This window comes from Azospirillum sp. A26 (assembly GCF_042604635.1).
Lineage (GTDB): Bacteria > Pseudomonadota > Alphaproteobacteria > Azospirillales > Azospirillaceae > Azospirillum > Azospirillum palustre.
This window is the reverse complement of record NZ_CP170472.1, coordinates 2,372,501-2,396,641: the sequence shown is the minus strand read 5'-3', so window position 1 is coordinate 2,396,641 and position 24,141 is coordinate 2,372,501. Positions and strand designations below refer to the sequence as shown.

Sequence of the window (24,141 nt, the reverse complement as noted above, 5' to 3'; positions counted from 1 at the left end):
GGATGCGGGCGGCATGCAGGCATGTGACCGCCCTTACTGCTCCGCCAGGAAGGCGCGGTACTGGGTGGCGATGGCGCCGACCGCCGCCTCGTACAGGCGCTGGCCATGTTCGGGACGGGCAAGGCCGGGGGCGGAGCCGATGCGGCCGTCGGGATAGCGGCGGCGGAAGTCGCGGGCATCGTGGAAGCCGCCGGCCGGCGCCTGTTCCGGTTCCATCGCCGCGCTCTTGATCGAGTCGGGATAGGCGTACTGGGTCAGCGACACCTCGCTGGGGGTGGCGTGCGAGCCCTCCTTGCCCTGGTACAGCTCGCGCGACAGCCGGCCGACCTCGCCATTCTCCCACCAGTTCACCAGGGTGCAGCGCAGGTCCGGCGCGTCACGGCCGCGCAGCGCCCGGTTCTCCGCATAAATCTCGTAGAAGGCGGCGCGCAGCGTGGCGATGTTGCCGCCATGGCCGTTGACGAAGAAGAAGCGCTCGAACCCGTGTTCGGCCAGCGAGCCGACATAGTCGCGCAGCAGCGCGATCAGGGTGGACGGCTTCAGCGTCATCGAGCCGGGGAATTCCATGTGGTGGACGGCCATGCCGACCGGGATGGTCGGGCCGACCAGCGCGCCGGTGGCGTCGCCGACGCCCTTCGCGATGACCTCGGCACAGATGGCGTCGGTGCCGACCAGCCCGTTCGGTCCGTGCTGCTCGGTCGAGCCGATCGGCATGATGATGCCCTTGGAGGTCTTCAGATAGCTTTCGACCTCGGCCCAGGTGCTCAGGTGAAGCTGCACGGTGGCTGATCCTTTTCGACGATGCGTGCCGGAAATGCGGCCGGGAATGCGTTTGCCTTCATGTTAGGCGGCCGGCGGGCCGGGACAACCGCTCCCTGCGCCGGGCGGGCATGACGGGGCCGTTGGCTGGGCTTTGTTCATCCCGCGCTGGCGCATTGGTCTCATGGTGACTACAATCGCGTGTACCATGCCCTAATGGGCGTCTGTTTCGGGGTGCGGTGGTGGTTGCGCGTGTCAACACGGTGGCGTTTCAGGGCATCGAGGTGCTGGGGATCGACGTCCAGGTCCAGATGTCCGGCGGAATCGTCGCCTTCACCGTCGTCGGCCTTCCCGACAAGGCGGTGGGCGAAAGCCGGGAGCGGGTGCGCGCCGCGCTGCACGCGCTGGGACTGGCGCTGCCGGCCAAGCGCATCACCGTCAACCTCGCTCCCGCCGATGTGCTGAAGGAGGGAAGCCATTTCGACCTCCCCATCGCGCTCGGCCTGCTGACGGTGATGGGGGTGCTGCCGGATGCGGAGATCGCCCGCTATGTGGCGCTGGGCGAACTGGCGCTGGACGGCGCCTTGACCCCGGTGGCCGGTGTGCTGCCCGCCGCCATCGACGCGCTGGCCAACGACCGCGGCCTGATCTGCCCGGCGGCTTGCGGCGGGGAGGCGGCCTGGGCCGGTCCCGACCTCGACGTGCTGGCGCCAGCCAATCTGCTGGCGCTGATCAACCATTTCAAGGGCACCCAGGTGCTGACCCCGCCCAGGCCGCGGATGCAGGAACAGGACGCGCCGCCGCCCGACCTGCGCGACGTGAAGGGCAACGAAACGGCCAAGCGCGCGCTGGAGGTCGCCGCCGCCGGCTCGCACAATCTGCTGATGATCGGCCCGCCCGGTTCCGGCAAGTCGATGCTGGCCGCCCGTCTGCCCGGTCTGCTGCCGCCGCTCGACCCGGCGGAGGCGCTGGAGGTGTCGATGATCCACAGTGTCGGCGGTCTGCTGGAGGACGGTCGTCTGCTGCGCCAGCGCCCCTACCGCGCCCCGCACCAGTCGGCCAGCCTGCCGGCGCTGGTCGGCGGCGGCACGCGGGCGAAACCAGGCGAGATCTCCCTGGCGCACCAGGGCGTTCTGTTTCTCGACGAGTTGCCCGAGTTTCCCCGCGCGTTGCTTGAGGCGTTGCGTCAACCGCTGGAGACCGGCAAGGCGGTGGTCAGCCGTGCCAACCACCATGTGACCTACCCGGCGCGTGTCCAACTGGTGGCGGCGATGAACCCCTGCCGCTGCGGCCATCTCGACGACGCCTCGCTCGCCTGCGCCCGCGCGCCGAAATGTGCCGCCGACTATCAGTCGAAGATCAGCGGCCCGCTGTTCGACCGCATCGACCTGCACATCGACGTGCCGGCGGTCAGTCCCGCCGACCTCAGCCTGCCGCCCCCGGCGGAGGGCAGCGCCGCCATCGCCGCCCGTGTCGCCGTCGCCCGCGCCATCCAGGCGGAACGCTATGGCGGCTTCGGTCCTTACCCGGCCGGTCGGGCGGTGCGGACGAATGCCGAGGCAGACGGCGAACTTCTGGAGAAGGTGGCCTCCCCCGACGCCTCCGGCCGCGCCCTGCTGACCGAGGCGGCGGAGCGGCTGAAGCTTTCCGCCCGTGGCTACCACCGGGTGATGCGGGTCGGGCGGACGCTGGCCGATCTCGACGGGGCCGATGGGGTCAGGCGCCGTCACATCGCGGAGGCGCTGAGCTACCGGCGGATCGCGCCGGGGCGGTGAGCAGGGGGCGGCGCCGGCTGACCGCCGGCATCAGTCTGCGGCGGTTGCCGCCCCATGTTGTTGCGCGGTACGGATCGCTGCCGCGATGGCGCCGCGCGCCTGCGGGCTGTTCTTCCAGCAGCTCGCGCCCAGCTCTCCGGCGATTGCCGTGCACAGGGCCGCGGCGTCCGCACCGGCCAGCGCCGCCAGATCATGGATGCCGACCTGCTCGAGCCGGCCGATCACGGTCGGGCCGACGCCTTTGACCGCCAGCAGCACGGCGCGCTCATGGGATGGAAAGGGCATCGGGAAACTCTTCTCCTGCGGGTCACGGCCCTTCGAACACCGGCGGCTTGGCCGCGCCCGGACAGGCGGTCGCCGGAACCGACTCCTGCTCGACGAAGGTCACGGCGGCGGCCATGGCGCAGTCCTCGCTGGAAGTCACGATGTGGCTGGCGGCGCGGAAGACCAGATGGCGGCTCTTCGGCAGGGTGGCGGCGGCGCGGTCGCTCCAGTCCGGCGGGGTGACGGGGTCGTAGGCGCCAGACAGCAGCAGCACCGGCACCGGGCTGGCGACCGGCAGGCGCTCGGTCAACTCCTGATGGCCGGCCGGCCACAGGCGGCAGACGCGCTGGCCGGGGTCGTCGGCGGCGACCAGCCCGTAGGGGGCATAGCGGCGGGCGTTGTCGGCGCGCTTCAACGGATCGGCGGTGGTCACCGACTCACGGCATTCGACCGAGAAGGCCAGCCCGTCGGCGACCTCCGGGTCGCCCAGCCAGTTGGTCGGCGCCCATTCGGCCAGCGTGGCGTACTGGCCGCGGATGGCGCGGTCGAGCATGATCGGCAGGGCCGGCACCGCCTCGCTGACCGCCATCGCCTCTAGCCCGGCGGCGATGGCCGCCCCGCCGGTCAGCCGCAGGACGCGGCGCGTCTCATGGTCGCCGACGACGATCTCGACCGGGTTGCGGTCAAGCCGGTCGATCAGGCCGAGAAAGCGCTTTTCCAGATCGGGAAAGGCGGAGCGGCAGGCCCGGTTGGCGGCGCAGTCGTCGAACAGCCGGCGATAGGCGCGTTGCGCCAGCCAGGCCATTTCCTCCTGCGCATTGACGTCGGGTGGATAGACGCTGTCGAAGACGGCGGTGCGGACACGGGTGCCCTGCCGCCGCAGGATCTCCAGCCCGACCCGTGTGCCGTAGGACACTGCGAACAGGTTCACGCGCTGGGCCCCCAGCGCGGTGACGATGTCCAGCGCATCCTCCGCCGCGACGGGGGTTGAGAATTGGGTGGCGTCCAGCCCGGCCGCCTGCAGCCGCGCGGAACAGGCGCTCACCGCCGAGCGTTCCGCCGCCGCCCGCTGCTCGCGCGTCAGCGGCCGGGTGCCGCGGGTGGTGCCGACGGCGTCCAGTTCCGGGCAATCGGTGTCGGGTTCCGCCCGGCCGACGCCGCGCGGATCGAACAGGATCAGGTTGCGGGTGCGGCGGAACGGAGCCGACAGCTCCCACCACACCTCCATCCGCTCCTCCGTCGCCTCGCCGCTGCCGAAGGGGGAGGCGCCGGGGCCGCCCTCCAGGAACAGCACGGGATCGGGGGCCGGCTGGCGGGCGGTGCTGAGCAGGACGGCGACCGGCAGGCGCAGGCTGCGGCTGTTGGGACGGTCCCGCCGCTCCGGCACCGCGACCGTTCCGCACAGGGCCGCTTCGCCGTCCGGCACGGTGAACCAACAGGGGCCGGGGGTGAAGCGCGCCTCCGCCGCCGCGGGCAGGCTCCACAGCGTGCCCGCCGCCACGGCTGCAACCGCCAGCAGCTTGCGGGCGGAACGCACCGCTGTCGGCCATGCGGAAGAGGGGAGGATGGACACGGACGGACGACCCGGAACTGATGGATAGGAGACCGATGAGAGGAGTACCGCAGACGGCTTTTGCCGCCGGCTTTGTGTTTGACCGACCCACCTCCGCTTGTCCAGAGATGCCCGGCCTCATCCCCGCGGATGGCGAAACGGCGGAAAAGCGGTGCCGATTTGCAACAGACGTGCGGCGAAGGTCACGCCATTTGCAAACGAACGGTCATCTCGGGAGGAACCGGTTGACGGAACACATCCGCACGCGGAATTATTTCGTCACAGAGGCCCGGCCGTCGGTGCCTCTCGGTTAAAGGAGCAGATCATGCCGACCTTGTGGACGGCGTTGCGGAGCCGCTGGCTCGATTCCGGGCTGTCCTCGGGACCGGGCCGATTGTGCGACCATTTGCGGCGCGACATCGGATTGACGGACGGAGACGCCGGAGACGGCGAAGAGCCTCCACTCGCCTGCCGTCTTCCGCCTTTTCACATCCGCGATCGGAACCTATCGGACGCGCGGACATTTTTGACCTTGCAACCGTATCGCTGACCGGCGATACCGGATCCGCCGGCCTCTCACGCCGGCCTTCACTCAACCCCTGGAGAGTTTCGATGAAAGCCATCGTAGCCACTGCCTGGACTCGCCGATCGGGCGATCCGGCCATCACCGCCGCCCATATGGCCGCCAATCAAGCCCAGCCGGCCCGCCTTCTTCCCGCAGCCTTCGAACGTGAATTCCGGATATCGAGAGGATCCCATGTGTGTCTTTCTGGGTTTTTGCGGTCACCGTCTCTTCGTTGAACACGCCCGCTGGGCATCGCCGGCCGGGTCCTTCGACCTGAGGCGTGAAAACGGGGAAGTCATCCTATGGCTTGGACGCCTGAACATCATCTACACACCGGCCCGCTGGGGACCACCCTCCCGCGCTGCATAGCGCGCGGCGCCGCGGAGACCTGCTGAATGCCGGCCCGCGTTCGTCATGACGAGGTCCTTACCGTCGTCCAGGTGCTTGAGGCGTTCCGCAAGCTCGACCCCGATCTGCCCATCCAGTATGCGCTGAGTTTCATGACCATCGCGCAGAGCGAAGGCATCTCCATCGGCGAACTGGCGGAACGCCTGGGCATCGCCCAATCCTCCGCGTCGCGCAACGTCGCGGCGCTCAGCCGCTGGCACAGCTTCGGCAAGGCCGGCCTCGATCTGGTGCAGGCGCAGGAAGATCCGCGCGAACGCCGCCGCAAGATCGTCACCCTGACCGACAAGGGCCGTGAGTTCCTGGACGCGTTGCGCGCCATCGTGAACCCGCCCGAGCAGCGCCGTCCCGCCAGGACGGCCTGATCCTTATCTAAGCGATCCCGTCCAGCGCCCGTCGCAGCATGCCCACCAGCGTGCGCACCGCCAGTTCCTGCAGCTCCAGACCCAGACCGCCGAAGCGGCGCAGCGTTGCCGCCCGTTCGGGCAGCGGCGGCATGTGGAAGAAGCCGTAGGGCACGTCCAGGCCGGCGCTCTCGATGATATGGCGCGCCCGGTAGAACAGATGGTTGCCGAGGAAGCCGCCGGAAAAATCGCCGAAGGTCACCGGCAGTCCGGCCATCGACAATTCCCGCATCACCCGCGGCACCGGCAGGGTGTTGCCATAGGCGGTCGGCCCGTCGGGTACGATATCGGCATGGTCCCGCACCGTGCCGGCCGCATCGGCCAGCGGGCTTTCGTCGCGGTTCCAGGCCAACCGTTCCAGCCGGATGTAGTCGCTGGACTCCAGATAGGCGAAGCCGAGCGCCGCCAGCGGCCGGTGTTCCGCCAGTAGGTCCGCGAAGGCCTCGCCGCAGGCGTCATACAGGGGGGGGAGGGTGGCGGTGACGACCCCCGGCTCTCCCGCCAGCCGCTCCATCAGCAGGGCGGTCGGATCGGCCGTCCAGGGATGGACAGTGGGGGGATGATCGGTGGAGGTATGGTCGGCGGCGGAAGGATCCGCTTCGCCGTCCGGGGGTGTCCCGAACGGCGCGAAGCCGGTGATCAGGATGGGGGCCGTCACGGGAAAGTTATCCTTACGGCCGCAGCAGGCCGATAATGTCCTTCACGTCGTTCAGGTTCTTTTCCGCAATCGCGGCGGCGCGCTCGCCGCCCTTCTTCAGCAGCCGGTCGATCTCTGCCTTGTCGGCCAACAGTTCCTTCATGCGGGTGGTGATCGGCGCCAGCTTGTCCACCGACAGGTCGACCAGCGACTTCTTGAAGTCGGAGAACTGGGACCCGGCGAACTGCGCCAGCACCTGTTCGCGCGACTGGCTGGCCAGCGCACCATAGATGGTGACGAGGTTGTCGGCCTCCGGACGGGCCTCCAGCTCGGTCACGGTTTCCGGCAGCGGTTCCGGATCGGTCTTAGCCTTGCGGATCTTCTGCGCGATGGTGTCGGCATCGTCGGTCATGTTGATCCGCGAATATTCGGACTCGTCCGACTTCGACATCTTCTTCTTGCCGTCGCGCAGGCTCATCACCCGTGTCGCCTCGCCCAGGATCTGCGGCTCGGGCAGCGGGAAGTATTCGGTCTCATAGCGGCGGTTGAAGGCGCCGGCGATGTCGCGCGCCAGTTCCAGATGCTGCTTCTGGTCCTCGCCCACCGGCACATGGGTGGCCTTGTACAGCAGGATGTCGGCGGCCATCAGCGTCGGGTAGGCATAGAGGCCGAGGTTGGCCATGTCCTTCTGCTTGCCGGCCTTTTCCTTGAACTGGGTCATGCGGTTCAGCCAGCCCAGCGGCGTGTGGCAGGACAGGATCCAGCCCAGCTCGGCATGGCCGGAAACCACCGACTGGTTGAACAGGATGTTCTTGTCCGGGTCGATGCCGGCGGCGATGTAGGCCGCGGTGACCTCGCGGATGTTGTTGCGCAGAACCTCCGGATCCTGGTCGATGGTCAGCGCGTGCAGGTCGACGACGCAGAAGATGCACTCGTAGCTGTTCTGCAGATCCACCCAGTTGCGCAGCGCCCCCAGATAGTTGCCGAGGTGAAGCTGCCGGGTCGGCTGCATGCCGGAGAAAATGCGGTTCACGGGTGGTCTCGCTCGAAAACTCTGGGAGGCGGCAGTTATCGCCCCCCGAAGTCCGCCGGTCAAGGCGCGGCGCGCCGCAGCCGCGCCCGCTTTCCTAGGCCAGCTGTTGGGCGATGGAGCGGGTCATCGGCGTCTCGACATCGCCGGTGTGCTTCGTCGTCACCGTTTCGATCAGCAGAATACAGCATTCCTCGTCGGCGACCGGATTGTGCATCACTCCCCGTGGGATCACGCACAGTTCGCCCGGTGACAGCAGCGTCTCGCCGCCATCCTCGAACTGGATGCGCAACTGGCCACGGATGACCTGGAAGAGTTCGTCCTCATCATCGTGGCGGTGCCAGACGAACTCGCCCTTCAGCTTGGCGACCTTCACATACTGGTCGTTCACCCGCGCGATCACTTTGGGCGACCAGTGATCGGTCAGGGCGTCGAGTGCGGCGTCGATGTTGAGGGCAGGGATCATCGGAACGGCTTCTCCGGTCGTGATGTGGACGGAACCGGAATAACGCTCAGCCGATCTCTTAGATAACCAATAGTGGAGATGGGGATCATTAGTATCCATAATGCCGCAATGCCCAGAAACCTCGACACCACCCTGCTGCGCAGTTTCGCCGCGGTCGCCGACCACGCCAGCATGACGGCGGCGGCCCAGAACCTGAACCTGACGCAGGGGGCGGTCAGCCAGCAGATCGCCCGGCTGGAAGCGCTGGCTGGCGGCCCCCTGTTCATCCGTGACCGCAGCGGATTGCGCCCGACCGCGTTGGGGGAGCGTTTGCTGGGGAAGTCCCGGCGGTTGCTGGCGCTGAACGACGAGATTTGGGCAGACATCACCGGCGGCGCCATCGACGGGCCGGTGCGGATCGGCGTTCCCTACGACCTTGTCGCTCCCTGCATCGCTCCGATGCTGCGGAGTTTCACCGCTGCCTTCCCGAAGGTCGAGCTGACGCTGATCTGCGGATCGTCCCCCGAACTGGCGGGCCGCATCGGCGATGGCGATCTCGACCTTGCGCTAGTCGAGGAGCCGGTGGAGGCGGCGCAGGGCGAGCATCTGCTGATCGACCGTCTGGTCTGGGTCGGTGCGCGCGGTGGCAGTGCTTATGCCGCGACCCCGCTGCCATTGTCGCTGGTGGTGGAAACCTGCGTCTTCCGGCCGGCAGTGATGGCGGCGCTGCGCCGGCAGGGGCGGGACTGGCGCAGTATGTTCGAGAATGGCGGCCTTGACGCCACCTTCGCCACCGTGCGGATGGATCTCGCGGTCTCGGCCTGGCTGGCCTTCACCGTGCCGCCCGATCTGGAAATCCTGCCGGCGGACAGCGGTCTTCCCGACCTGCCGTCCTTCGCCGTCACGCTGCATCGGCCGGTCCGCACGCCCTCACTGGCGGCGGCGGAACTGGCCCGGCAAATCCGCGACGCCTTCGCCCGGTTCAAGCGGGCGGGCTGACCGGTTCCGCACTCCAGCCCGCCCGTTCGAACCGGTGGCGCCCTATCCTTACTTGCCTGCGCGGCGGCGCTTTTTACTTTGTCGCGCGACGGCGCTCGATGGCATCCCACAGCAGGGCTTCCAGCTGAACACCGTTCAGGCGGTTGATCTCCTGGATGCCGGTGGGGGAGGTGACGTTGATCTCGGTCATGTAGTCGCCGATCACGTCGATGCCGACGAAGACCAGACCCTTCTCCCGCAGCACCGGGCCGATAGCGGCGCACATCTCGCGCTCGCGCGCGGTCAGCTCGGTCTTCCTGGCGCTGCCGCCGGCATGGAAGTTGGCGCGGGCCTCGCCCTCCAGCGGCATGCGGCTGACCGCGCCCACCGGCTCGCCGTCGACCAGGATGATGCGCTTGTCGCCCTGGCGGATCTCCGGCAGGTACTTCTGCACGATCACCGGCTCGCGGTAGAGCTGGGTGAACATCTCCAGCAGGGAGCCGAGATTTTCGTCGTCCGGCTTCAGGTGGAAGACGCCGGCGCCGCCATTGCCGAACAGCGGCTTGACGATGATGTCCTTGTGCTCGGCCCGGAAGTCCAGGATGGCCTGCTTGTCGCTGGTGATCAGCGTCGGCGGCATCAGGTCGGGGAACTTGGTGATGAACAGCTTTTCCGGCGCGTTGCGGACCTCGGCCGGGTCGTTGACGACCAGAACCTTGGGCTGCACATGCTCCAGCAAATGGGTGGAGGTGATGTAGGCCATGTCGAAGGGAGGGTCCTGCCGCAGCAGGATGACGTCCATCGTCGACAGGTCGGTCATAACCGGCTCGCCCAGCGTGTAGTGGGCGCCGCGCTGGCGCACAACCGTCATCTCGCGCACACGGGCGGTCAGACGGTTGCCGGTCAGGATCAGATCGCGCGGGTGGTAGTGGTACAGGCGATGGCCGCGCTTCTGCGCCTCCAGCGCCATCATGAAGCTGGAATCGGTGTCGATGTTGATCGACTCGATGGGGTCCATCTGGAAGGCGACGGCGAGGCTCATGACGGGTCCCTCTGGAACGGGGTCAGTTCAGGCGGTTCTTCAATTGCTGGATCAGCGAGGCGGTCTGATGCCGGTGATGGTCGTCGCCGGTCAGCGCCATGAAGGTCTCCAACGCGGTGATGGCGTCCTTCAGATTGCCGGCATGGGCTTCCAGAAGGCCGGTCTCGCGCCACAGCGCCGGCTCGTGTGGGGCGAACAGGCGCATCGCCTCCAGCACCTCCAGCGCCTTCGGCACATCGTGCGCCGACAGGTGGCGCAGCTTGATGTTGTTCTGCAGGCGCAGCAGCACGTCGCGGTTCGACACCGGCTGGTAATGGCCGGGCTCCAGCTCGGCGGCGCTGCCGGCGGTGGCCTTCAGCAGGTCGCGCAGGTCGACGACACTGCGGGTCTGCCCCTCGTTGAACGGATCGAGGATGGCGCGGGCGCCGTCCTTCTCGATGCGGACCAGGAAATGGCCGGGAAAGTTCAGCCCGACCATCGGCCAGCCCTGCGAACGGGCGGCATGCATGTAGAGGATGCCGAGCGCCACCGGCAGGCCGCGGCGGCGATCGACCACCCGCAGCAGGTTGGCGTTCTGCAGGTCGTCGTAGGTGTCGTGGTCGCCGGAATAGCCGTGGCGTTCACCGATCACGGCGTGCAGGTGCGCAATGCGCAGTTCCAGCCTGTCTGCGGCCGGATCCTGCGCCGCGACGCGGGCGGCCAGATCCTCGACGATGGCGCGGATGTGGGCGCGGTAGGGGGCGAGGTCGGCGCTCGGCAACTCCAGCGCGCCCAGGGCCAGGGCGGCTTCGGCCAGATCGATCTCGTCGTCCGGCTGGTCGCCGATGCGGCGCAGGATTTCGCGGGCTTCCGCGCGGTTGCTCAAGACTGTTGCCCCCTCAAATTCATCCCCTCACAGTCTCCAGGCATCGACCAGATGACGGGGCCAAGCCCAAGGGGTAACCAGCATCACGTCGAAGCGCAAGACATAGCCGGCATAGCGCGGGTTGGCGCCGAGGAAGGCATGGGCGGCGCGAGCAAGCCGGCCGCGCTGGCGGGCGTTCAGCGCCTCGTTGGCGGTGTCCCAGTCGCCGCGCGCCTTCACCTCGACGATGGCGATGGTTTGGCCGCGTCTGGCGACAATGTCGATTTCGCCCATCGGCGTGCGCAGGCGGCTGGCCAGGATGCGGTAGCCGCGCAGCCGCAGCGACAGGCGGCACAGCGCTTCCGCCCGGCGGCCCAGGCTTTCGGCCCGCAGGCGCCGCGCATCCAGGTCGGTCATTTCGTCCGTTCCTCCCGCTGTAGTTCCAGCGCGCGGGCATAGACGGTGCGCTTGTGCTGGCCGGTGCGGGCGGCGACATCGGCGGCGGCATCGCGCACCGACAGGCGGGTCAGCGCCTCGCGCAGCAGGGCGTCGACATCGGCTTCGCCGGGTGTCGCCTCCTCTCCCGGCGGACCGATCACCAGCACGACCTCGCCGCGCGGCGGTCCGGCCTCGGCGTAATGGGCGGCCAGCTCGGGCAGTGTGCCGCGCCGCACCTCCTCGTACAGCTTGGTCAGCTCGCGGGCGACGGCGGCCTCGCGCGGACCCAGGATGTCGGCGAGATCGGCCAGCGACTCCGGCAGGCGCTGCGGCGATTCGAAGAAGACCAGGGTGGCCGGCACGCCCTTCAGCTCGCCGGCGGTGGCGCGGCGCGCGCTGCTCTTGTTGGGCAGGAAGCCGGCGAACAGGAAGCGGTCGGTCGGCAGGCCGGACAGCACCAGCGCCACCAGCGGGGCCGAGGCGCCGGGCAGGGTGGTCACCGCCACCCCCTCCGCCACGCATTCCCGCACCAGCTTGTAGCCGGGGTCGGAGACCAGCGGCGTGCCGGCGTCGGTGACCAGCGCGATGGCCTCGCCCTTTTTCATGCGCCCGATCAGGATCGGACGCATCTTTGCGGCGTTGTGCTCGTGGTAGGAGACGAAAGGGGTGTGGATGCCGTGGATGCCCATCAGCTTGGCGGTGACGCGCGTGTCCTCGCAGGCGATGGCGTCGGCCCGCTTCAGCGTGTCGAGCGCGCGCAGCGTGATGTCCGCGGCGTTTCCGATGGGGGTAGCGACGACATACAGCCCGCCCGCGAGTTTACTTGGCGCGGCGAGGGGGCTACCTTGAGCGCCACTTTCGGCCGGCTCGGTGGGGACCATGCCTTGGGTCTCGCCTTCGGTATCGGCGGCCGTTTCAGCAGATGTGGAGACGATTGGTGGCACGCTTGGCAACAGCTTTCTCACAGGGTCTGAAACGTCACGGCGTGGCAGCCTTGCTGGTCGCCGGCCTGTTGTCGGCCTGTTCGACTGTAAGCGCGCCGCCGCGGGTGGCACAAGCGCCGCAACCGGTTCCGGCTCCGGTGGCTCCCCTGCCGGAAGCGCAGGGCCCGATCAAGGTGGCCGTTCTGGTGCCGCTCAGCGGGCAGAGCGCCGCCATCGGCCAGGCCATGCTGGACTCCGCCCAGATGGCGCTGTTCGACATGGCCGGCGACCAGCTGCAGCTTCTGCCGCGTGACACCAAGGGCACGCCGAGCGGGGCGGCCGACGCCGCGCGCCAGGCGCTGGCCGAGGGCGCCCGCCTGATCATCGGCCCGCTGTTCGCCGCCGACGTCGCCGCGGTGCGGCCGATCGCCCAGAATGCGGGCGTCGACGTGCTGGCCTTCACCAACGACGCCACCCAGGCCGGCAACGGCACCTATGTGCTTGGCTTCGTCCCGGCCGATCAGGTCAACCGCGTCGCCGGCTATGCCCGCTCCCACGGGGCGACGCGCTTCACCGTGCTGGCGCCGCGCTCGCCCTATGGCGATGCTGTGGTGAATGCTATGCAGCAGATCGCACCGAAGCTCGGCACCATGACCACGCAGGTCGAGCGCTACGATCCGGCGGTCACCGACCTGTCGATCCCGGCCAAGCAGGTGGCCCAGGAAACCCCGCAGCCGCAGGCGTTGATGCTGGCTGAAGGCGGGCAGCGCGCCCAGGGCATCGCCCAGGCGCTGGCCGCCAACGGCGTGCAGCCGCAGCAGGTCAAGCTGCTGGGCACCGGCCTGTGGGACGACACCTCGCAAGGGGCGCTCGGGCAGGAGCCGGCGCTGGTCGGCGCGCTCTATGCCGCACCGGCCCCGCAGACCCGCGCTCGCTTCGAGTCGCAGTTCGAGCAGGTCTATGGCCGCAAGCCGCCGCGCATCGCCACGCTGGCCTATGACGCCACCTCCATCGCCGCGGTGCTGACCCGCACCGGCGGTCCGGTGCCCTTCGACCGCATGGCGATGACCAACCCGAACGGCTTCGAGGGGCTGGACGGCCTGTTCCGCCTGCGTGCCGACGGCATGGTCGAACGCGGGTTGGCGGTGATGGAGATCACGCCGACCGGGTCGCGCGTGGTCGACCCGGCCCCGCCGTCCTTCGAGATGCTCGGGCAGTAAGGAGACACGCTCTCTCCTCCGGGAAGAGAGGTTGGAAACGAAAACGCCGCGGCCGTCATCGGGACGGACCGCGGCATTTTCGTTTCCGAAGTAAGGATATGCAGGGATGGTCGCCGTGTGTCCCTCTCACCCCGGCCTTACTCTCCAAGGAAGAAGGCGGAAAACCTCCGGGTGGGAGAGGACGTGTGCGACGCTATCCTTACTTACGCCCGCGCCCGCAGGTAGGGGGTCAGGCGCCATTCGGCGAACTTGATCAGGCGGGTGGCGATGAAGTTCAGCACCAGATAGATCACGCCGGCGACGATGAACAGCTCGAAGACCGCGAAGGTCTGGGCGATCATACGGCGGGCGATGCCGGTGACCTCCATCAGCGTGATGGTGCTGGCGAGCGAGGTCGCCTTTACCATCAGGATCACTTCGTTGCCGTAGGCCGGCAGCATCTGGCGGATCGCCACCGGCAGCACGATGCGGCGGAAGGCGAGCGCCCGCGACATGCCGCAGGCCCGCGCCGCCTCCACCTGTCCCTGCGGCACCGACAGGATGGCGCCGCGCAGCACCTCGCTGGTGTAGGCGCCGGTGTTCAGTGTCAGCGCCAGGATGGCGCACCAGTAGGGTTCGCGCAGGAAGGGCCAGAGGATGCTGTCGCGGATGAACTCGAACTGGCCGAGCCCGTAATAGACCAGGAAGATCTGCACCAGCAGCGGCGTGCCGCGGAAGACGAAGACATAGGCCGCCGCCAGCGTCTCCACCACGCGGTTGCCCGACAGACGCAGCAACGCCACGCCGAAGGCGACCAGCGCCCCCAGAGCCAGCGATCCGACGATCAGCTGCAGCGTCAGCGTCAGCCCGCCGAGCATGCGGGGCAGGCTGTCCCACATCAGTTGCCAGTTCATGGCCTCAGGCCCTCCGGACGCCGCGATTGGCGGAGATTTCGGCGCGGTTGAACAGCGCCGTCGAAATGGTTGTCAGCATCAGGTACAGCACGGCGGCGGTGCTGTAGAACAGGAAGGGCTGGCGCGTGGCACCCGCCGCCAGATGGGTGATGCGCATCAGCTCGGCCAGCGCCGTCACCGACACCAGCGCCGTGTCCTTCAGCGTCAGCTGCCAGACATTGCCGAGGCCGGGCAGGGCGAAGCGCAGCGTCTGCGGCACCAGCACCCGGCGCAGGATCAGCCAGCGGCTCATCCCGCAGGCGCGCGCCGCCTCGATCTGGCCGAAGGGGACCGACTGCACGGCGCCGCGGATCACCTCGGTCGAGTAGGCGCCGGAAATCAGCCCGACCGCCAGCACGCCGATGGTGAAGGCGTTCAGGTCGACACGCCCGTCATAGCCGAAGGCCGAGGCGATGGAGGTGGCGACGCCGCTGCCGCCGAAGAAGAGCAGGTAGATCACCAGCAGTTCGGGGATGCCGCGGATTATGGTGGTGTAGACATCGGCCACGACATTCAGCGCCAGGGAGTGGCTGAGCTTGGCCGAGGCGCCGAGCGACCCGACGAGGATGCCGAAGGCGAAGGCCGACACGGCGACCGCGACCGTCATCGCGGTGCCCATCAGCAGCTGTCCGCCCCAGCCGTTGGGACCGAAGGAAAGGAGTTCCAGCATTGGCACGCCCGGTAAGGCCCGCCGGGCGCGGCGCGGAGCGCCGGCCGGACGGGGGTCAGCGAACGGAGGTTACTGAACGACTGGCGCCCAGTCGCCGTGAAGGCCGCCGGGCGCCGTACCGATCAGACAGGCGGACCTGGGGTCCGCCTTGCTTCGCCCCCTTACTTGGTGGGCGAGATGTCGTAACCGAAATGCTGGGTGCTCAGCTTCTTGACGGTGCCGTCCTTCAGCGCTTCGCCGATGGCCTTGTCGAACATCGCCTTCAGGTCGGCAGTGTCCTTGCGCAGGCCGACGCCCATGCCTTCGCCGATCACGCCGCCGATGAAGTTCGGGCCGACGATGACCATCTTGTCCGGCGTGGCCTTCACCACCGCCTCGACGACCGAACGGTCGCCCAGCATGGCGTCGACGCGGCCGGAGCCCAGGTCGATGCCGGCATTGTCGATCTTGTCGTAGGTGCGCATGGTCACCTTCGGCAGATGCTTGTCCATGAAGTCGGCCTGGATGGTCGACACTTGGACGCCGACCGACTTGCCCTTCAGCGCCTCGGCCAGCTTGTCCAGGACCGGCTTGGCCTTGCCCTGGTCGTTCAGGTCGACGCGGTCGGCGCCGAGGTTCAGCGCCTTGGCCAGCGGCGAACCGGTCACGACGGCGAAGACCGACGGCTCGGTGCCGTAGGGGACCGAGAAGTCGATGACCTTCTTGCGTTCTTCGGTGATGGTCATCGCCGACATGATGGCGTCATACTTGCCCTGCTGCAGGGCCGGGATGATGCCGTCCCAATCCTGGGCGACGAACTCGCAGGTGACCTTCATGCGCTTGCACAGGTCGTTGCCGAGGTCGACCTCGAAGCCGGTCAGCTTGCCCGAGGTGTCGGTGGCGTTCCACGGAGGATAAGCACCCTCGCTGGCGATGCGGACCGTCTTCCATTCCTTCGCGCCGGCGGCGCCGGCAGCGGCGACGGCCATCATGGCGCCGAGCGCCAGGGCCGAAACGATCTTTTTCAAGGAACACACTCCTCTGTTCGGTTCGCCCGTTCTTTGGCCCCTGTTGGGAGCCGGGCTGTTTCTGACGGTCCGGTCCTGCCCTCTGCCTCGTCCCCTCACGCCGCGCCGGACAGATGGCGCGAGAGGAACTGCCGCACCCGGTCCGAGTCGGGGTTGGTCAGCACCTTGTCGGGTGACCCCTCCTCCTCGATCCGCCCCTGGTGCAGGAAAACCACCTTGGACGCCACTTCGCGGGCGAAGCCCATCTCATGCGTCACCAGGATCATCGTGTTGCCTTCGTCCGCCAGTTGGCGGATGACGCGCAGAACCTCGCCGACCAGCTCGGGGTCGAGCGCCGAGGTCGGCTCGTCGAACAGCATCACCTTCGGCTGCATGGCTAGCGCGCGCGCGATGGCCGCGCGCTGCTGCTGCCCGCCCGAAAGCTGGACCGGATAGCTGTCGGCCTTCGCCAAGATGCCGACCTTGTCCAGCAGCATGCGGGCGCGGTCGATGGCTTCCGCCTTCGGCACGCCCAGCACATGGACCGGCGCCTCGATCACGTTCTGCAGGATGGTCATGTGGGTCCAGAGATTGAAGCTCTGGAACACCATGCCAAGCCGGGTGCGGATGCGCTCCACCTGCCGGGAGTCGGCGGGGACGCTGGCGCCGCCGCGCGTCTTCTTCAGCGCGATGGCCTCGCCGCCGATCACCACGCGGCCGTCGTCCGGGATCTCCAGCATGTTGATGCAGCGCAACAGCGTGCTCTTGCCCGAGCCGGACGAGCCGATCAGCGTGATCACGTCGCCTTCGCGCGCGGTCAGCGACACGCCCTTCAGCACCTCCAGCTCGCCGAACCGCTTGTGCAAATCCTCCACGGCGACGGCGGCGGGTGCGGAATCGCTGACGGGCGGATGGCGATGCATGCGGGAGAACCGGCTGGGTTGTGGAGGCTGGTTATGGTCTGACCATTACGGCACAGGCTAGACCGGGGCGCAGGGGTTCCGCAACGCGGATTTCACACGCCGCGCGCGTTGCGTCGCTTGTGTCGGAAAATGGTGCGTTACCACAACAATAGTACCAGAATTTGCGGCCCCAGGATACGCAGGCACATCGCCAGCGGGTAGACGGTGGCATAGGCCAGAGCCGGAGCCTCCGAAGCGACCAGCGCGTTGGCATAGGCCAGCCCCGGCGGGTTGGTCTGGGCGCCGGCCAGGACGCCGCAGATGGTCAGGAAGTTCAGCTTCATCAGCCCGCGCGCGACCAGCCCGGTCAGCAGCAGCGGCACCAGCGTTACCAGCACGCCCCACATCATCCAGGGCCAGCCGGCGCCGCTGGCCAGCGTGGCGACGAAGCGGTCGCCGGACGCGATGCCCAGCACGGCCAGGAACAGGATGATGCCGATCTCGCGCAGCGCCAGGTTGGCGGCCGGCGGCATGAACCAGACCAGCGGCCCGACATGGCCGATGCGGCCCAGGATCAAGGCGACGATCAGCGGCCCGCCGGCAAGGCCAAGACGCAGAGGTGCCGGCATCCCCGGCAGGAAGATCGGGATGGCGCCCAGCGCCGCGCCCAGCGCGATGCCCAGGAACATCGGGATCATCTCCACCTGCTGCAGCTTGCGAGTGGAGTTGCCGAAGATCTGCCCGACGGCGGAGAGACTGTCCGGCCGGCCGATCACCGTCAGGATGTCGCCGAACTGGAGCTTCAGCGCCGGGGTCGGCACCAGCTCCACGCCCGACCGGTTGACCCGGCTGACCACCACGTCATGGGCATCCTGGAGGTTCAGCGTGGCGATCGACTTGCCCAGAACCCCGTTGTTGGTGACGACGATGCGCTCCCATTTCAGGTCGGTGCCCTTGGTGGTCAGCGGCCGGTCGAACTCCTGCCCCAGCAGGGCGCGCACCTGCTCCAGCTTCGGCCGTGGCCCGACCACATGCAGCACGTCGCCCAGCTTCAGGCAGGTTCCGTCATGCGGGACGCAGAGCTTGCCGTCGCACAGCAGGCGCGATGCGACCACCCCCTGGCCGCACAGCAGGTCGATGGAGCCGAGCGGCCGGCCGGCAAGCTCCGGATTGCGGACCGCCAGATCCATGGTTTCCAAAGTCGACACCTCGGCCCGGCGGCACTCCTCGAAGCGGGCGGCCTCCGCCTCCGGGTCGATGCGGAACAGGATGCGGACGGCGGCCATCGACAGCAGGTTGCCGGCGATGCCGAACGGGTAGGTGACGGCGAAGGCAAGGCCGGGCAGGGCCATCACCGCCGCGTCGGCCCCGACCTCCGTCAGCACCTGCTGGGTGGCGGCCAGCGCCGGGGCGTTGGTCACGGCACCGGCGAACACGCCCAGCGAGGAGCCCAGCGACAGCGCCCCCGACGACACCAGCACCGCGGTCAGCAGGATGCTCGATCCCACCATCAGCAGGGCCAGCCCGTTCAGCGCCAGCCCGGTCCGCCGGAGTGCGGCGAAGAAGCCGGGACCGACCTGGATGCCGATGGTGTAGACGAACAGGATCAGCCCGAAATCGCGGATGAAGTCCATCATCTCCGGATTGAAGGCGATGCCCGCCTCCTTGGCGATGTGGCCGCCGGCGATCCCGGAGAACAGCACGCCGCCGATGCCGAGCCCGACCCCGCGGATCTTGATATGGCCGAGCGCCACGCCCGCCGCCGATACGAGACCGAGCATGAACACCACCCGCGCGATCGGCGGCATGGCCTGGAGGATGTCTGCGAAGGCCGACATGGGACAACTCGCTTCCTGAACAGATTTGGGCGGACGCCGCCGCAATCATGGGGAAACCCGGAAAGGCGCGTCGGTCCCCGTTCGAGCGGGGCATGACGGCGCCACGATGCGTCAGGACAGCGGCCAAGGCGTTGATTCAGAACAAGCGTCCAGCCTTTAGCCGTGACAATCCCGGCACCCGGCGCTGCGGCGCATGCATGGGAGCGCAGCGCTGCGGAGCCCCTGTTGCGTCATCGGGTGCATCCAATTCCTCGAACTCCATCCAAATTTTGCCACTTTCTTCCCTTACACGATAATCCAAGCAACCGGCCCCAGAGGTCGCGCGCATCGGCGTTCCCCCTAGCGCCATCGCTGCGACGAACGAAGCCGTTCCACAAGGTATCGACCGGCCGGACCCGGCCGGACGCAAGGCCATCGCGAGAACCCCCTCGCGGTGGCCTTTTCTTTTGTCCCGCGTCCATTGAACCGCTGTGCCCATTGAACCGCTGCGTCGGTTGACCGCTGGGGCGGTCGCATTCTCGCTCCGGCTTTCCCACCGCCTTGTGCTATAGCAGCGCCTCCCTCAACCGGAAGCGCGACCCGTCACCATGCCCGTCTTTGCCGGATCAGAACTGACCTGCCTGCGTGGCGACCGGCTGGTCTTCACCGGGTTGGAGTTCCGCATCGCCCCCGGCGGCGCGCTGGTTCTGCTCGGTCCCAACGGCAGCGGCAAGTCCAGCCTGCTGCGGGTGATGGCCGGACTGCTGAAGCCGCTGCGCGGCACGCTGGGCTGGGACGGGGTGTCGGTCGCCGACGACCCTGATGCCCACCGGGCGAGAGTGCAGTATGTCGGCCATCTCGACGCGGTGAAGCCGGTGCTGACGGCGGCGGAGAACCTCGCCTTCTGGGCGGCGCTGGCCGGGGCCGCCGATCCCGCCGCCAACGCGCGGGCCGCACTCGACCGGCTTGGGGTGCCGCACATCGCCGGGGTGCCGGGCCGCTACCTGTCGGCCGGCCAGAAGCGCCGGCTGAACCTGGCGCGGCTTCTGGCCGCACCGGCGACCCTGTGGCTGCTGGACGAACCGACCGTGGCGCTCGACCGCGCCGCCATCGCCCTGTTCGAGGGGCTGATCGCCGAACATCGGGCGCAGGGCGGCATGGTGGTGCTGTCCACCCACACCGACATCGCTACCCCCGGCGGCGAGGACCTGCATCTGGACGAGTTCGCCCCCTACGCCGACGAAGAGGCCGGCGATGAGGATGTGGGCGACGGGCATGAGGAAGAAGGGGCCGGGCCATGAGCCGTTTCCTGCGCCTTGTCGCGCGTGACCTGCGGCTGGCGTTGCGCCAGGGCTCGGACGCCACCATCGCCGTCATGTTCTTCGTGCTCTGCGTGGTGCTGTTCCCCTTCGGCGTCGGTCCGGAGCCGAACATCCTGGCCCGCATCGCCGCCGGCGTGATCTGGGTGGCGGCGCTGCTCGCCTCGCTGCTGTCGCTGGAGCGTCTGTTCCAGACCGATTACGAGGACGGCTCGCTGGAGCTTCTTTCGCTGTCTCCCCTGCCGCTGGAGGCCGCGGTGCTGGCGAAGACGCTGGCCCATTGGCTGGTCACCGGCGTGCCGCTGATCGTCGCCGCCCCGCTGCTGGCCGTCCTACTGAACATGGATGCGCAGGGGTTCGGTGTGCTGGTGCTGACCCTGACGCTGGGCACGCCGATCCTCAGCCTGATCGGCGCCATCGGGGCGGCGCTGACGCTGGGGGCGCGACGGGGCGGCGTTCTGCTGTCGCTGCTGATCCTGCCGCTCTACATCCCCGTTTTGATCTTCGGCGCCGGCGCCATCGACGCTGCGATCAACGGGCTGACCCCGCGCCCGCACCTGCTGTTGCTTGCCGGCATCCTCGCCGCCGCCCTGCCGCTCGCCCCCTGGGCGGGGGCCGCGGCGCTGCGGCAGGCGGTGGAGTAGAGCAGGAGCAACGGCTCCGCTAAGACTTCGGCGCCTTCTCCGGCAGCAGCGTCTCGATTGCCTCGCGCACTTTGTCCGACTCGGGGTCGGTCATGGTGGAGAACCAGGACACCAGCTTGCCGTCCGGCCCCACCAGATATTTGTGGAAATTCCAGCGCGGTTTGGCGAGGAAGCCCAGCTCGTCGGCCGCCCAGCGGTAGAAGGGGTGGGCGCTGTCGCCCGACACCACCGTCTTGTCCGCCATCGGGAAGTCGATGCTGTAGTTGACCTCGCAGAAATCCTTGATCTGGTTGGCGTTCCCCGGTTCCTGTCCGCCGAAGTCATCGGACGGCACGCCGACCACCACCAGGCCGCGGTCGCGGTAACGCTGCCACAGTGCCTCCAGCCCCTTGTATTGCGGGGTGAAGCCGCATTGCGAGGCGGTGTTAACCACCAGGATCGCCTTGCCCTTGAACTGCGACAGCGGCAGCGGCTTGCCGTCGATGCTCTGGAAGGTGAAATCGTAAGCGCTGCTTGCGGCCATGGCGCTAGCGCTTCCCATCATGGAAAGGACTGCCGCCATGGCGACGGTGCGAAGTCTGGCTCGGACGGTCATCGGCGCAGCTCGGTGGGTGGGGTGGCGGTTGGGATGAGGTCATCCTTACCCATACGATGCCTGATACGAGCCCCGGTGCCCATCGGATCATGACGGCGCCATCCGACTGCGCGCTTCATCCGGTCTAGCCCCTTCGGACGGGTAGCGGCGGCCGCCGTCGATCAACAGCTTCATAGATAAGGATGCACGGTACCCCTCGCCGCCGTCCCTTCACCCAATCCCGTCCACCGCACAGCGCCCAAAAATGTCCCACCCGGTCAAGCCTCAGCCTGAGCATAAGCGTTTATCCCATCGAAATGGGTATGTGGCCGGCCGCCCGGCGTCCGAGCTTCCCATTGCCGATGCAAGCCCATCCCAGGAGAATAGGTCGATGAACGCCGGAGCCGCCATGCAGGATCTCCAGATGCAGCGAACCGCGATGCGCCGGGCTGTCCGTGCCGCGGTGAAGGCCGCCGGTGTTGCCGGAACGATGTTGCTGCTCGGTGCCGCGCTGTCTGCGCCATCGCTTGCCGACCCGGGCGAGCATGGCCGCGGCCATGGCTGGGGCCATCACAAGAAGCATCACCATGATGACCGTCCGGTCGTCATCTATGGTGCGCCGCCGCCGGTGGTCGTGGTGCCGGCCCCGCCGCCGCGCGTGATCTATGCGCCGTCCTACGCACCGCCCCCGGTCATCTATGCACCGCCGCCCCCGCAGCCGGGCGTCAGCGTCCAGATGAACATTCCGCTTCGATAACGTTCTGTGCTTTTCGAGCGCCCCGGCTGACCGGTCCATCCGGTCGCTGGGGCGTTGCGCTGTCGTCTCGCTCCGCTTGGGCTGTGACCATCCTGTGCTTTTCCGTCGCGCTCCGACTGTGCATTTGCCCTCTGGGCACGGAGCCTAGCGACCCGTTCACCGTCCCTCCTCCCTGCACCCGTTGAAAACCCTTACTCCTCAGTCCTTTCGTGACAGGGCACTCGCGCATCGGTAGGATCGCGCGGCCTGTCGCGAAGGCGGTAGGCCGTTCGGGTGATTCACGGAAACTCAACCGATGTCCGGCCATCTGTCCGCCGGGAGCATCTTGCGGCCCGTGGTCGGTATGGGGAGGGGAGAGACCGAATGTTCGTGATGATCGGCTTCGGCATCGTGATCTTCAGTGTGTTCGGTGGCTACATCCTCGGCGGTGGCCACATGGGCGTGCTGTGGATGCCGTTCGAGTTTATGATCATCCTGGGTTCCGGTGCCGGCGCCTTTTTCATCGCCAATCCGAAATCGGTTGTCACCCACACGGGCAAGGAGCTGGGCCACCTGTTCAAAGGCCCGAAATACAAGAAGGAGGACTTCCTGGAGGTCCTCACCATGATGTACCAGGTCTTCAAGATTGCGAAGACCAAAGGGCTTCTGGCGCTTGAACAGCACATCGAAAAGCCGGAGGACTCGCCGCTCTTCCAGCAGTTCCCGAAATTCTACGGCGACCATCACGCCATCGCCTTCCTTTGTACCTATCTCCGTCTAATGTCGCTTGGCGCGGACAATCCGCATGAGCTGGTCGACCTGATGGACGAGGACATCGAGACGATGCACCACGAACACCAGCGCATCGCCGATGCCATCCAGGCGGTGGCCGACGCCGTGCCGGCGCTTGGCATCGTGGCGGCGGTGCTGGGCGTGATTCACACCATGGGCTCGATCACCGAGCCGCCGGAAGTGCTGGGCAAGCTGATCGGCGGCGCGTTGGTCGGCACCTTCACCGGCATTCTGGTCGCCTACGGCTTCCTCGCGCCCATCGCCAGCGGCCTCAAGAACGTCTATCACGCCGAGGGCAAGTACTATCAGGCGATGAAGACCGGCCTGATCGCACATTTGTCCGGCTACGCGCCCGCCATTTCGGTGGAATACGCCCGCAACGTGCTGGAACCGGAATACCGCCCGACTTTCGCCCAGGTGGAAGAGGCGACCTCCGCCCTGCCGCCCGCCTGATCCGGCCACCTGATCCTTCGGAAGACGCCGATGCCGGACATCGACATCGCCTGGAACGAGGGCACCGTCGGCGATTGGGATGCGCTGTTCGCCCGCGTTCCCCGCTCCACCCTGCTGCAGAGCTTCGCCTATGGCCGCGCCATGGGCCGCACCTATGGTCATGTGCCGCGCCTGGGCGTGATCCGTCGCGATGGCGAGTCGATCGGTCTCGTCCAGACGCTCGACCGCCGCATGCTGAAGCTGTTCCACGACCGGCAATGCTACCGCGGCCCGCTGTGGCTGGACGGCACGATCCCCGATGCCGACACGCTGGAGGCGGTGTTCCGCTTGTTGCGCCGCGCCTGTCCGGGCAATCCGCTCAACCGCGCCAACCTGCTGCCCGAACTCCCGGCCGGACCGGAGAACGAGGCGCTGCTCGCCCGCTGTGGCTTCCGCAAGGTCGGCCCCGGCTATCGAACCGTCTGGCTGGATCTGACGCGGAGCGAGGAGGCGATGCACGCCGGTCTCGCCCGCGACTGGCGCAAGCGCCTGCGCGGGGCCGAGAAGGCCGGTCTCGTCCTCGACGTCGACTGGAAGGCCGACAACCTGCCCTGGCTGATGAAGCGGGAGCATGACCAAGCTCGCGAGAAGGGGTTCCGCGCCATGACCGGGCCGCTGGCGGTCCGTCTGCGCAACGCCATGGTCAAAGGCGGCGGCCGCAACGACGGCGCGTTGATGATCACGGCGCTGGACGGCAGCACGCCGGCCGCCTGCTGGCTGTTCTTCCGTCATGGCGTCTGCGCCACCAGTCAGATCAGCTGGGCCAGCGAGGCGGGGCGCAAGAACGGCGCCACGCGCTTGGTGCTGTGGAGAGCGATGCAGGAATTGAAGCAGCGCGGCGTCCGCGCTCTCGACCTCGGTGGCATCAACCCGGACATCGCCCCCGGCGTCACCGAGTTCAAGCTCGGCACCGGTGGCGAGGCGGTGGAGACCGTCGGCCAGTATCGCTGATCTGGTTCGTCGTTGATCTGCTTTGCCTGATGATGGCCGCAGCGG

25 protein-coding genes are annotated in these 24,141 nt (G+C 67.9%); 9 read left to right on the top strand and 16 right to left on the bottom strand.

Annotated elements, in window-relative coordinates:
• Positions 1-33 precede the first annotated feature (33 nt).
• Complete coding sequence (locus ABNQ39_RS12055) at positions 34-780, bottom strand: creatininase family protein (RefSeq protein WP_376957823.1); 747 nt, start codon at positions 778-780, stop codon at positions 34-36.
• A gap of 221 nt (positions 781-1,001) precedes the next feature.
• Here ABNQ39_RS12055 and ABNQ39_RS12050 point away from each other — a divergent pair, with 221 nt between their 5' ends.
• Positions 1,002-2,534, top strand: coding sequence for a YifB family Mg chelatase-like AAA ATPase (locus ABNQ39_RS12050; RefSeq protein WP_376957822.1), 1,533 nt, complete (start codon positions 1,002-1,004; stop codon positions 2,532-2,534).
• Between the two features lie 30 nt (positions 2,535-2,564).
• On the opposite strand, the gene ABNQ39_RS12045 is transcribed toward ABNQ39_RS12050, so the two are convergent.
• Together ABNQ39_RS12045 and ABNQ39_RS12040 are read right to left on the bottom strand one after the other, a co-directional pair.
• Positions 2,565-2,819: a helix-hairpin-helix domain-containing protein gene (locus ABNQ39_RS12045; protein WP_376957821.1), complete on the bottom strand. Its 255-nt coding sequence runs from the start codon at positions 2,817-2,819 to the stop codon at positions 2,565-2,567.
• A gap of 22 nt (positions 2,820-2,841) precedes the next feature.
• Positions 2,842-4,335: an alpha/beta fold hydrolase gene (locus tag ABNQ39_RS12040; protein ID WP_376957820.1), complete on the bottom strand. Its 1,494-nt coding sequence runs from the start codon at positions 4,333-4,335 to the stop codon at positions 2,842-2,844.
• Between the two features lie 975 nt (positions 4,336-5,310).
• On the opposite strand from ABNQ39_RS12040, the gene ABNQ39_RS12035 reads away from it, so the two are divergent.
• Positions 5,311-5,685: a MarR family winged helix-turn-helix transcriptional regulator gene (locus ABNQ39_RS12035; protein ID WP_085090502.1), complete on the top strand. Its 375-nt coding sequence runs from the start codon at positions 5,311-5,313 to the stop codon at positions 5,683-5,685.
• 7 nt (positions 5,686-5,692) lie between these two features.
• Here the strand turns inward: ABNQ39_RS12035 and ABNQ39_RS12030 are convergent, their stop codons facing one another.
• The 3 genes from ABNQ39_RS12030 to ABNQ39_RS12020 form a co-directional block, all read right to left on the bottom strand.
• Positions 5,693-6,382 (bottom strand): pyrrolidone-carboxylate peptidase, encoded by a 690-nt coding sequence (locus tag ABNQ39_RS12030; RefSeq protein WP_376957819.1) that lies wholly within the window; start codon positions 6,380-6,382, stop codon positions 5,693-5,695.
• Between the two features lie 13 nt (positions 6,383-6,395).
• A complete protein-coding gene (gene trpS, locus ABNQ39_RS12025) occupies positions 6,396-7,394 on the bottom strand; it encodes a tryptophan--tRNA ligase (protein WP_376957818.1) in 999 nt (332 codons plus the stop codon).
• 94 nt (positions 7,395-7,488) lie between these two features.
• A complete protein-coding gene (locus ABNQ39_RS12020) occupies positions 7,489-7,857 on the bottom strand; it encodes a cupin domain-containing protein (RefSeq protein ID WP_376957817.1) in 369 nt (122 codons plus the stop codon).
• 108 nt (positions 7,858-7,965) lie between these two features.
• Between ABNQ39_RS12020 and ABNQ39_RS12015 the strand changes: the two genes are divergently transcribed.
• Positions 7,966-8,835 carry a LysR family transcriptional regulator gene (locus ABNQ39_RS12015; protein WP_376957816.1) on the top strand — a complete coding sequence of 290 codons (870 nt, stop codon included), beginning with the start codon at positions 7,966-7,968 and terminating at the stop codon, positions 8,833-8,835.
• A 73-nt stretch (positions 8,836-8,908) separates the two neighbouring features.
• On the opposite strand, the gene gshB is transcribed toward ABNQ39_RS12015, so the two are convergent.
• From gshB to rsmI, 4 genes are read right to left on the bottom strand one after another with little or no spacing between them, the layout of a single operon-like run.
• Positions 8,909-9,856 carry a glutathione synthase gene (gene gshB / locus ABNQ39_RS12010; protein WP_376957815.1) on the bottom strand — a complete coding sequence of 316 codons (948 nt, stop codon included), beginning with the start codon at positions 9,854-9,856 and terminating at the stop codon, positions 8,909-8,911.
• Positions 9,857-9,878: 22 nt separating this feature from the next.
• Positions 9,879-10,721, bottom strand: a complete 843-nt coding sequence (locus ABNQ39_RS12005) for a SirB1 family protein (protein WP_376957814.1) — start codon at positions 10,719-10,721, stop codon at positions 9,879-9,881.
• 27 nt (positions 10,722-10,748) lie between these two features.
• Entirely contained in the window at positions 10,749-11,117 is a 369-nt protein-coding gene (locus ABNQ39_RS12000) for a YraN family protein (protein WP_098740964.1), read from the bottom strand.
• Positions 11,114-12,019, bottom strand: a complete 906-nt coding sequence (gene rsmI, locus ABNQ39_RS11995; protein WP_247872894.1) for a 16S rRNA (cytidine(1402)-2'-O)-methyltransferase — start codon at positions 12,017-12,019, stop codon at positions 11,114-11,116. The genes ABNQ39_RS12000 and rsmI overlap by 4 nt, the downstream gene beginning before the upstream one ends.
• Before the next feature lie 104 nt (positions 12,020-12,123).
• Between rsmI and ABNQ39_RS11990 the strand changes: the two genes are divergently transcribed.
• A complete protein-coding gene (locus ABNQ39_RS11990; protein ID WP_376957813.1) occupies positions 12,124-13,281 on the top strand; it encodes a penicillin-binding protein activator in 1,158 nt (385 codons plus the stop codon).
• A 203-nt stretch (positions 13,282-13,484) separates the two neighbouring features.
• On the opposite strand, the gene ABNQ39_RS11985 is transcribed toward ABNQ39_RS11990, so the two are convergent.
• The 5 genes from ABNQ39_RS11985 to ABNQ39_RS11965 all read right to left on the bottom strand — a co-directional run bounded on the left by ABNQ39_RS11985 (position 13,485) and on the right by ABNQ39_RS11965 (position 18,609).
• Positions 13,485-14,174, bottom strand: coding sequence for an ABC transporter permease (locus tag ABNQ39_RS11985; RefSeq protein WP_098740967.1), 690 nt, complete (start codon positions 14,172-14,174; stop codon positions 13,485-13,487).
• 4 nt (positions 14,175-14,178) lie between these two features.
• Positions 14,179-14,883 (bottom strand): ABC transporter permease, encoded by a 705-nt coding sequence (locus tag ABNQ39_RS11980; protein WP_376957812.1) that lies wholly within the window; start codon positions 14,881-14,883, stop codon positions 14,179-14,181.
• Positions 14,884-15,044: 161 nt separating this feature from the next.
• Positions 15,045-15,899, bottom strand: a complete 855-nt coding sequence (locus ABNQ39_RS11975) for a lysine/arginine/ornithine ABC transporter substrate-binding protein (protein WP_376957811.1) — start codon at positions 15,897-15,899, stop codon at positions 15,045-15,047.
• 86 nt (positions 15,900-15,985) lie between these two features.
• Positions 15,986-16,792 carry an ABC transporter ATP-binding protein gene (locus tag ABNQ39_RS11970; protein WP_376957810.1) on the bottom strand — a complete coding sequence of 269 codons (807 nt, stop codon included), beginning with the start codon at positions 16,790-16,792 and terminating at the stop codon, positions 15,986-15,988.
• A 137-nt stretch (positions 16,793-16,929) separates the two neighbouring features.
• A complete protein-coding gene (locus ABNQ39_RS11965; protein ID WP_376957809.1) occupies positions 16,930-18,609 on the bottom strand; it encodes a putative transporter in 1,680 nt (559 codons plus the stop codon).
• 587 nt (positions 18,610-19,196) lie between these two features.
• Between ABNQ39_RS11965 and ccmA the strand changes: the two genes are divergently transcribed.
• Together ccmA and ccmB are read left to right on the top strand one after the other, a co-directional pair.
• Positions 19,197-19,889 (top strand): heme ABC exporter ATP-binding protein CcmA, encoded by a 693-nt coding sequence (gene ccmA, locus ABNQ39_RS11960; protein ID WP_376957808.1) that lies wholly within the window; start codon positions 19,197-19,199, stop codon positions 19,887-19,889.
• The gene (gene ccmB / locus ABNQ39_RS11955) at positions 19,886-20,551 is read left to right on the top strand and encodes a heme exporter protein CcmB (RefSeq protein WP_098740972.1); all 666 of its coding nucleotides are present in this window, start codon (positions 19,886-19,888) and stop codon (positions 20,549-20,551) included. Before ccmA ends, ccmB begins: the two co-directional genes overlap by 4 nt.
• 19 nt (positions 20,552-20,570) lie before the next feature.
• Here ccmB and ABNQ39_RS11950 read toward each other — a convergent pair whose 3' ends face one another.
• Entirely contained in the window at positions 20,571-21,146 is a 576-nt protein-coding gene (locus ABNQ39_RS11950) for a glutathione peroxidase (RefSeq protein ID WP_376957807.1), read from the bottom strand.
• A gap of 370 nt (positions 21,147-21,516) precedes the next feature.
• On the opposite strand from ABNQ39_RS11950, the gene ABNQ39_RS11945 reads away from it, so the two are divergent.
• The 3 genes from ABNQ39_RS11945 (at position 21,517) to ABNQ39_RS11935 (ending at position 24,096) form a co-directional block, all read left to right on the top strand.
• Positions 21,517-21,882, top strand: a complete 366-nt coding sequence (locus tag ABNQ39_RS11945) for a hypothetical protein (RefSeq protein WP_376957806.1) — start codon at positions 21,517-21,519, stop codon at positions 21,880-21,882.
• Between the two features lie 363 nt (positions 21,883-22,245).
• Positions 22,246-23,106, top strand: a complete 861-nt coding sequence (motA, locus tag ABNQ39_RS11940) for a flagellar motor stator protein MotA (RefSeq protein WP_098740974.1) — start codon at positions 22,246-22,248, stop codon at positions 23,104-23,106.
• Positions 23,107-23,136: 30 nt separating this feature from the next.
• Entirely contained in the window at positions 23,137-24,096 is a 960-nt protein-coding gene (locus tag ABNQ39_RS11935; protein ID WP_376957805.1) for a lipid II:glycine glycyltransferase FemX, read from the top strand.
• Positions 24,097-24,141 lie beyond the last annotated feature (45 nt).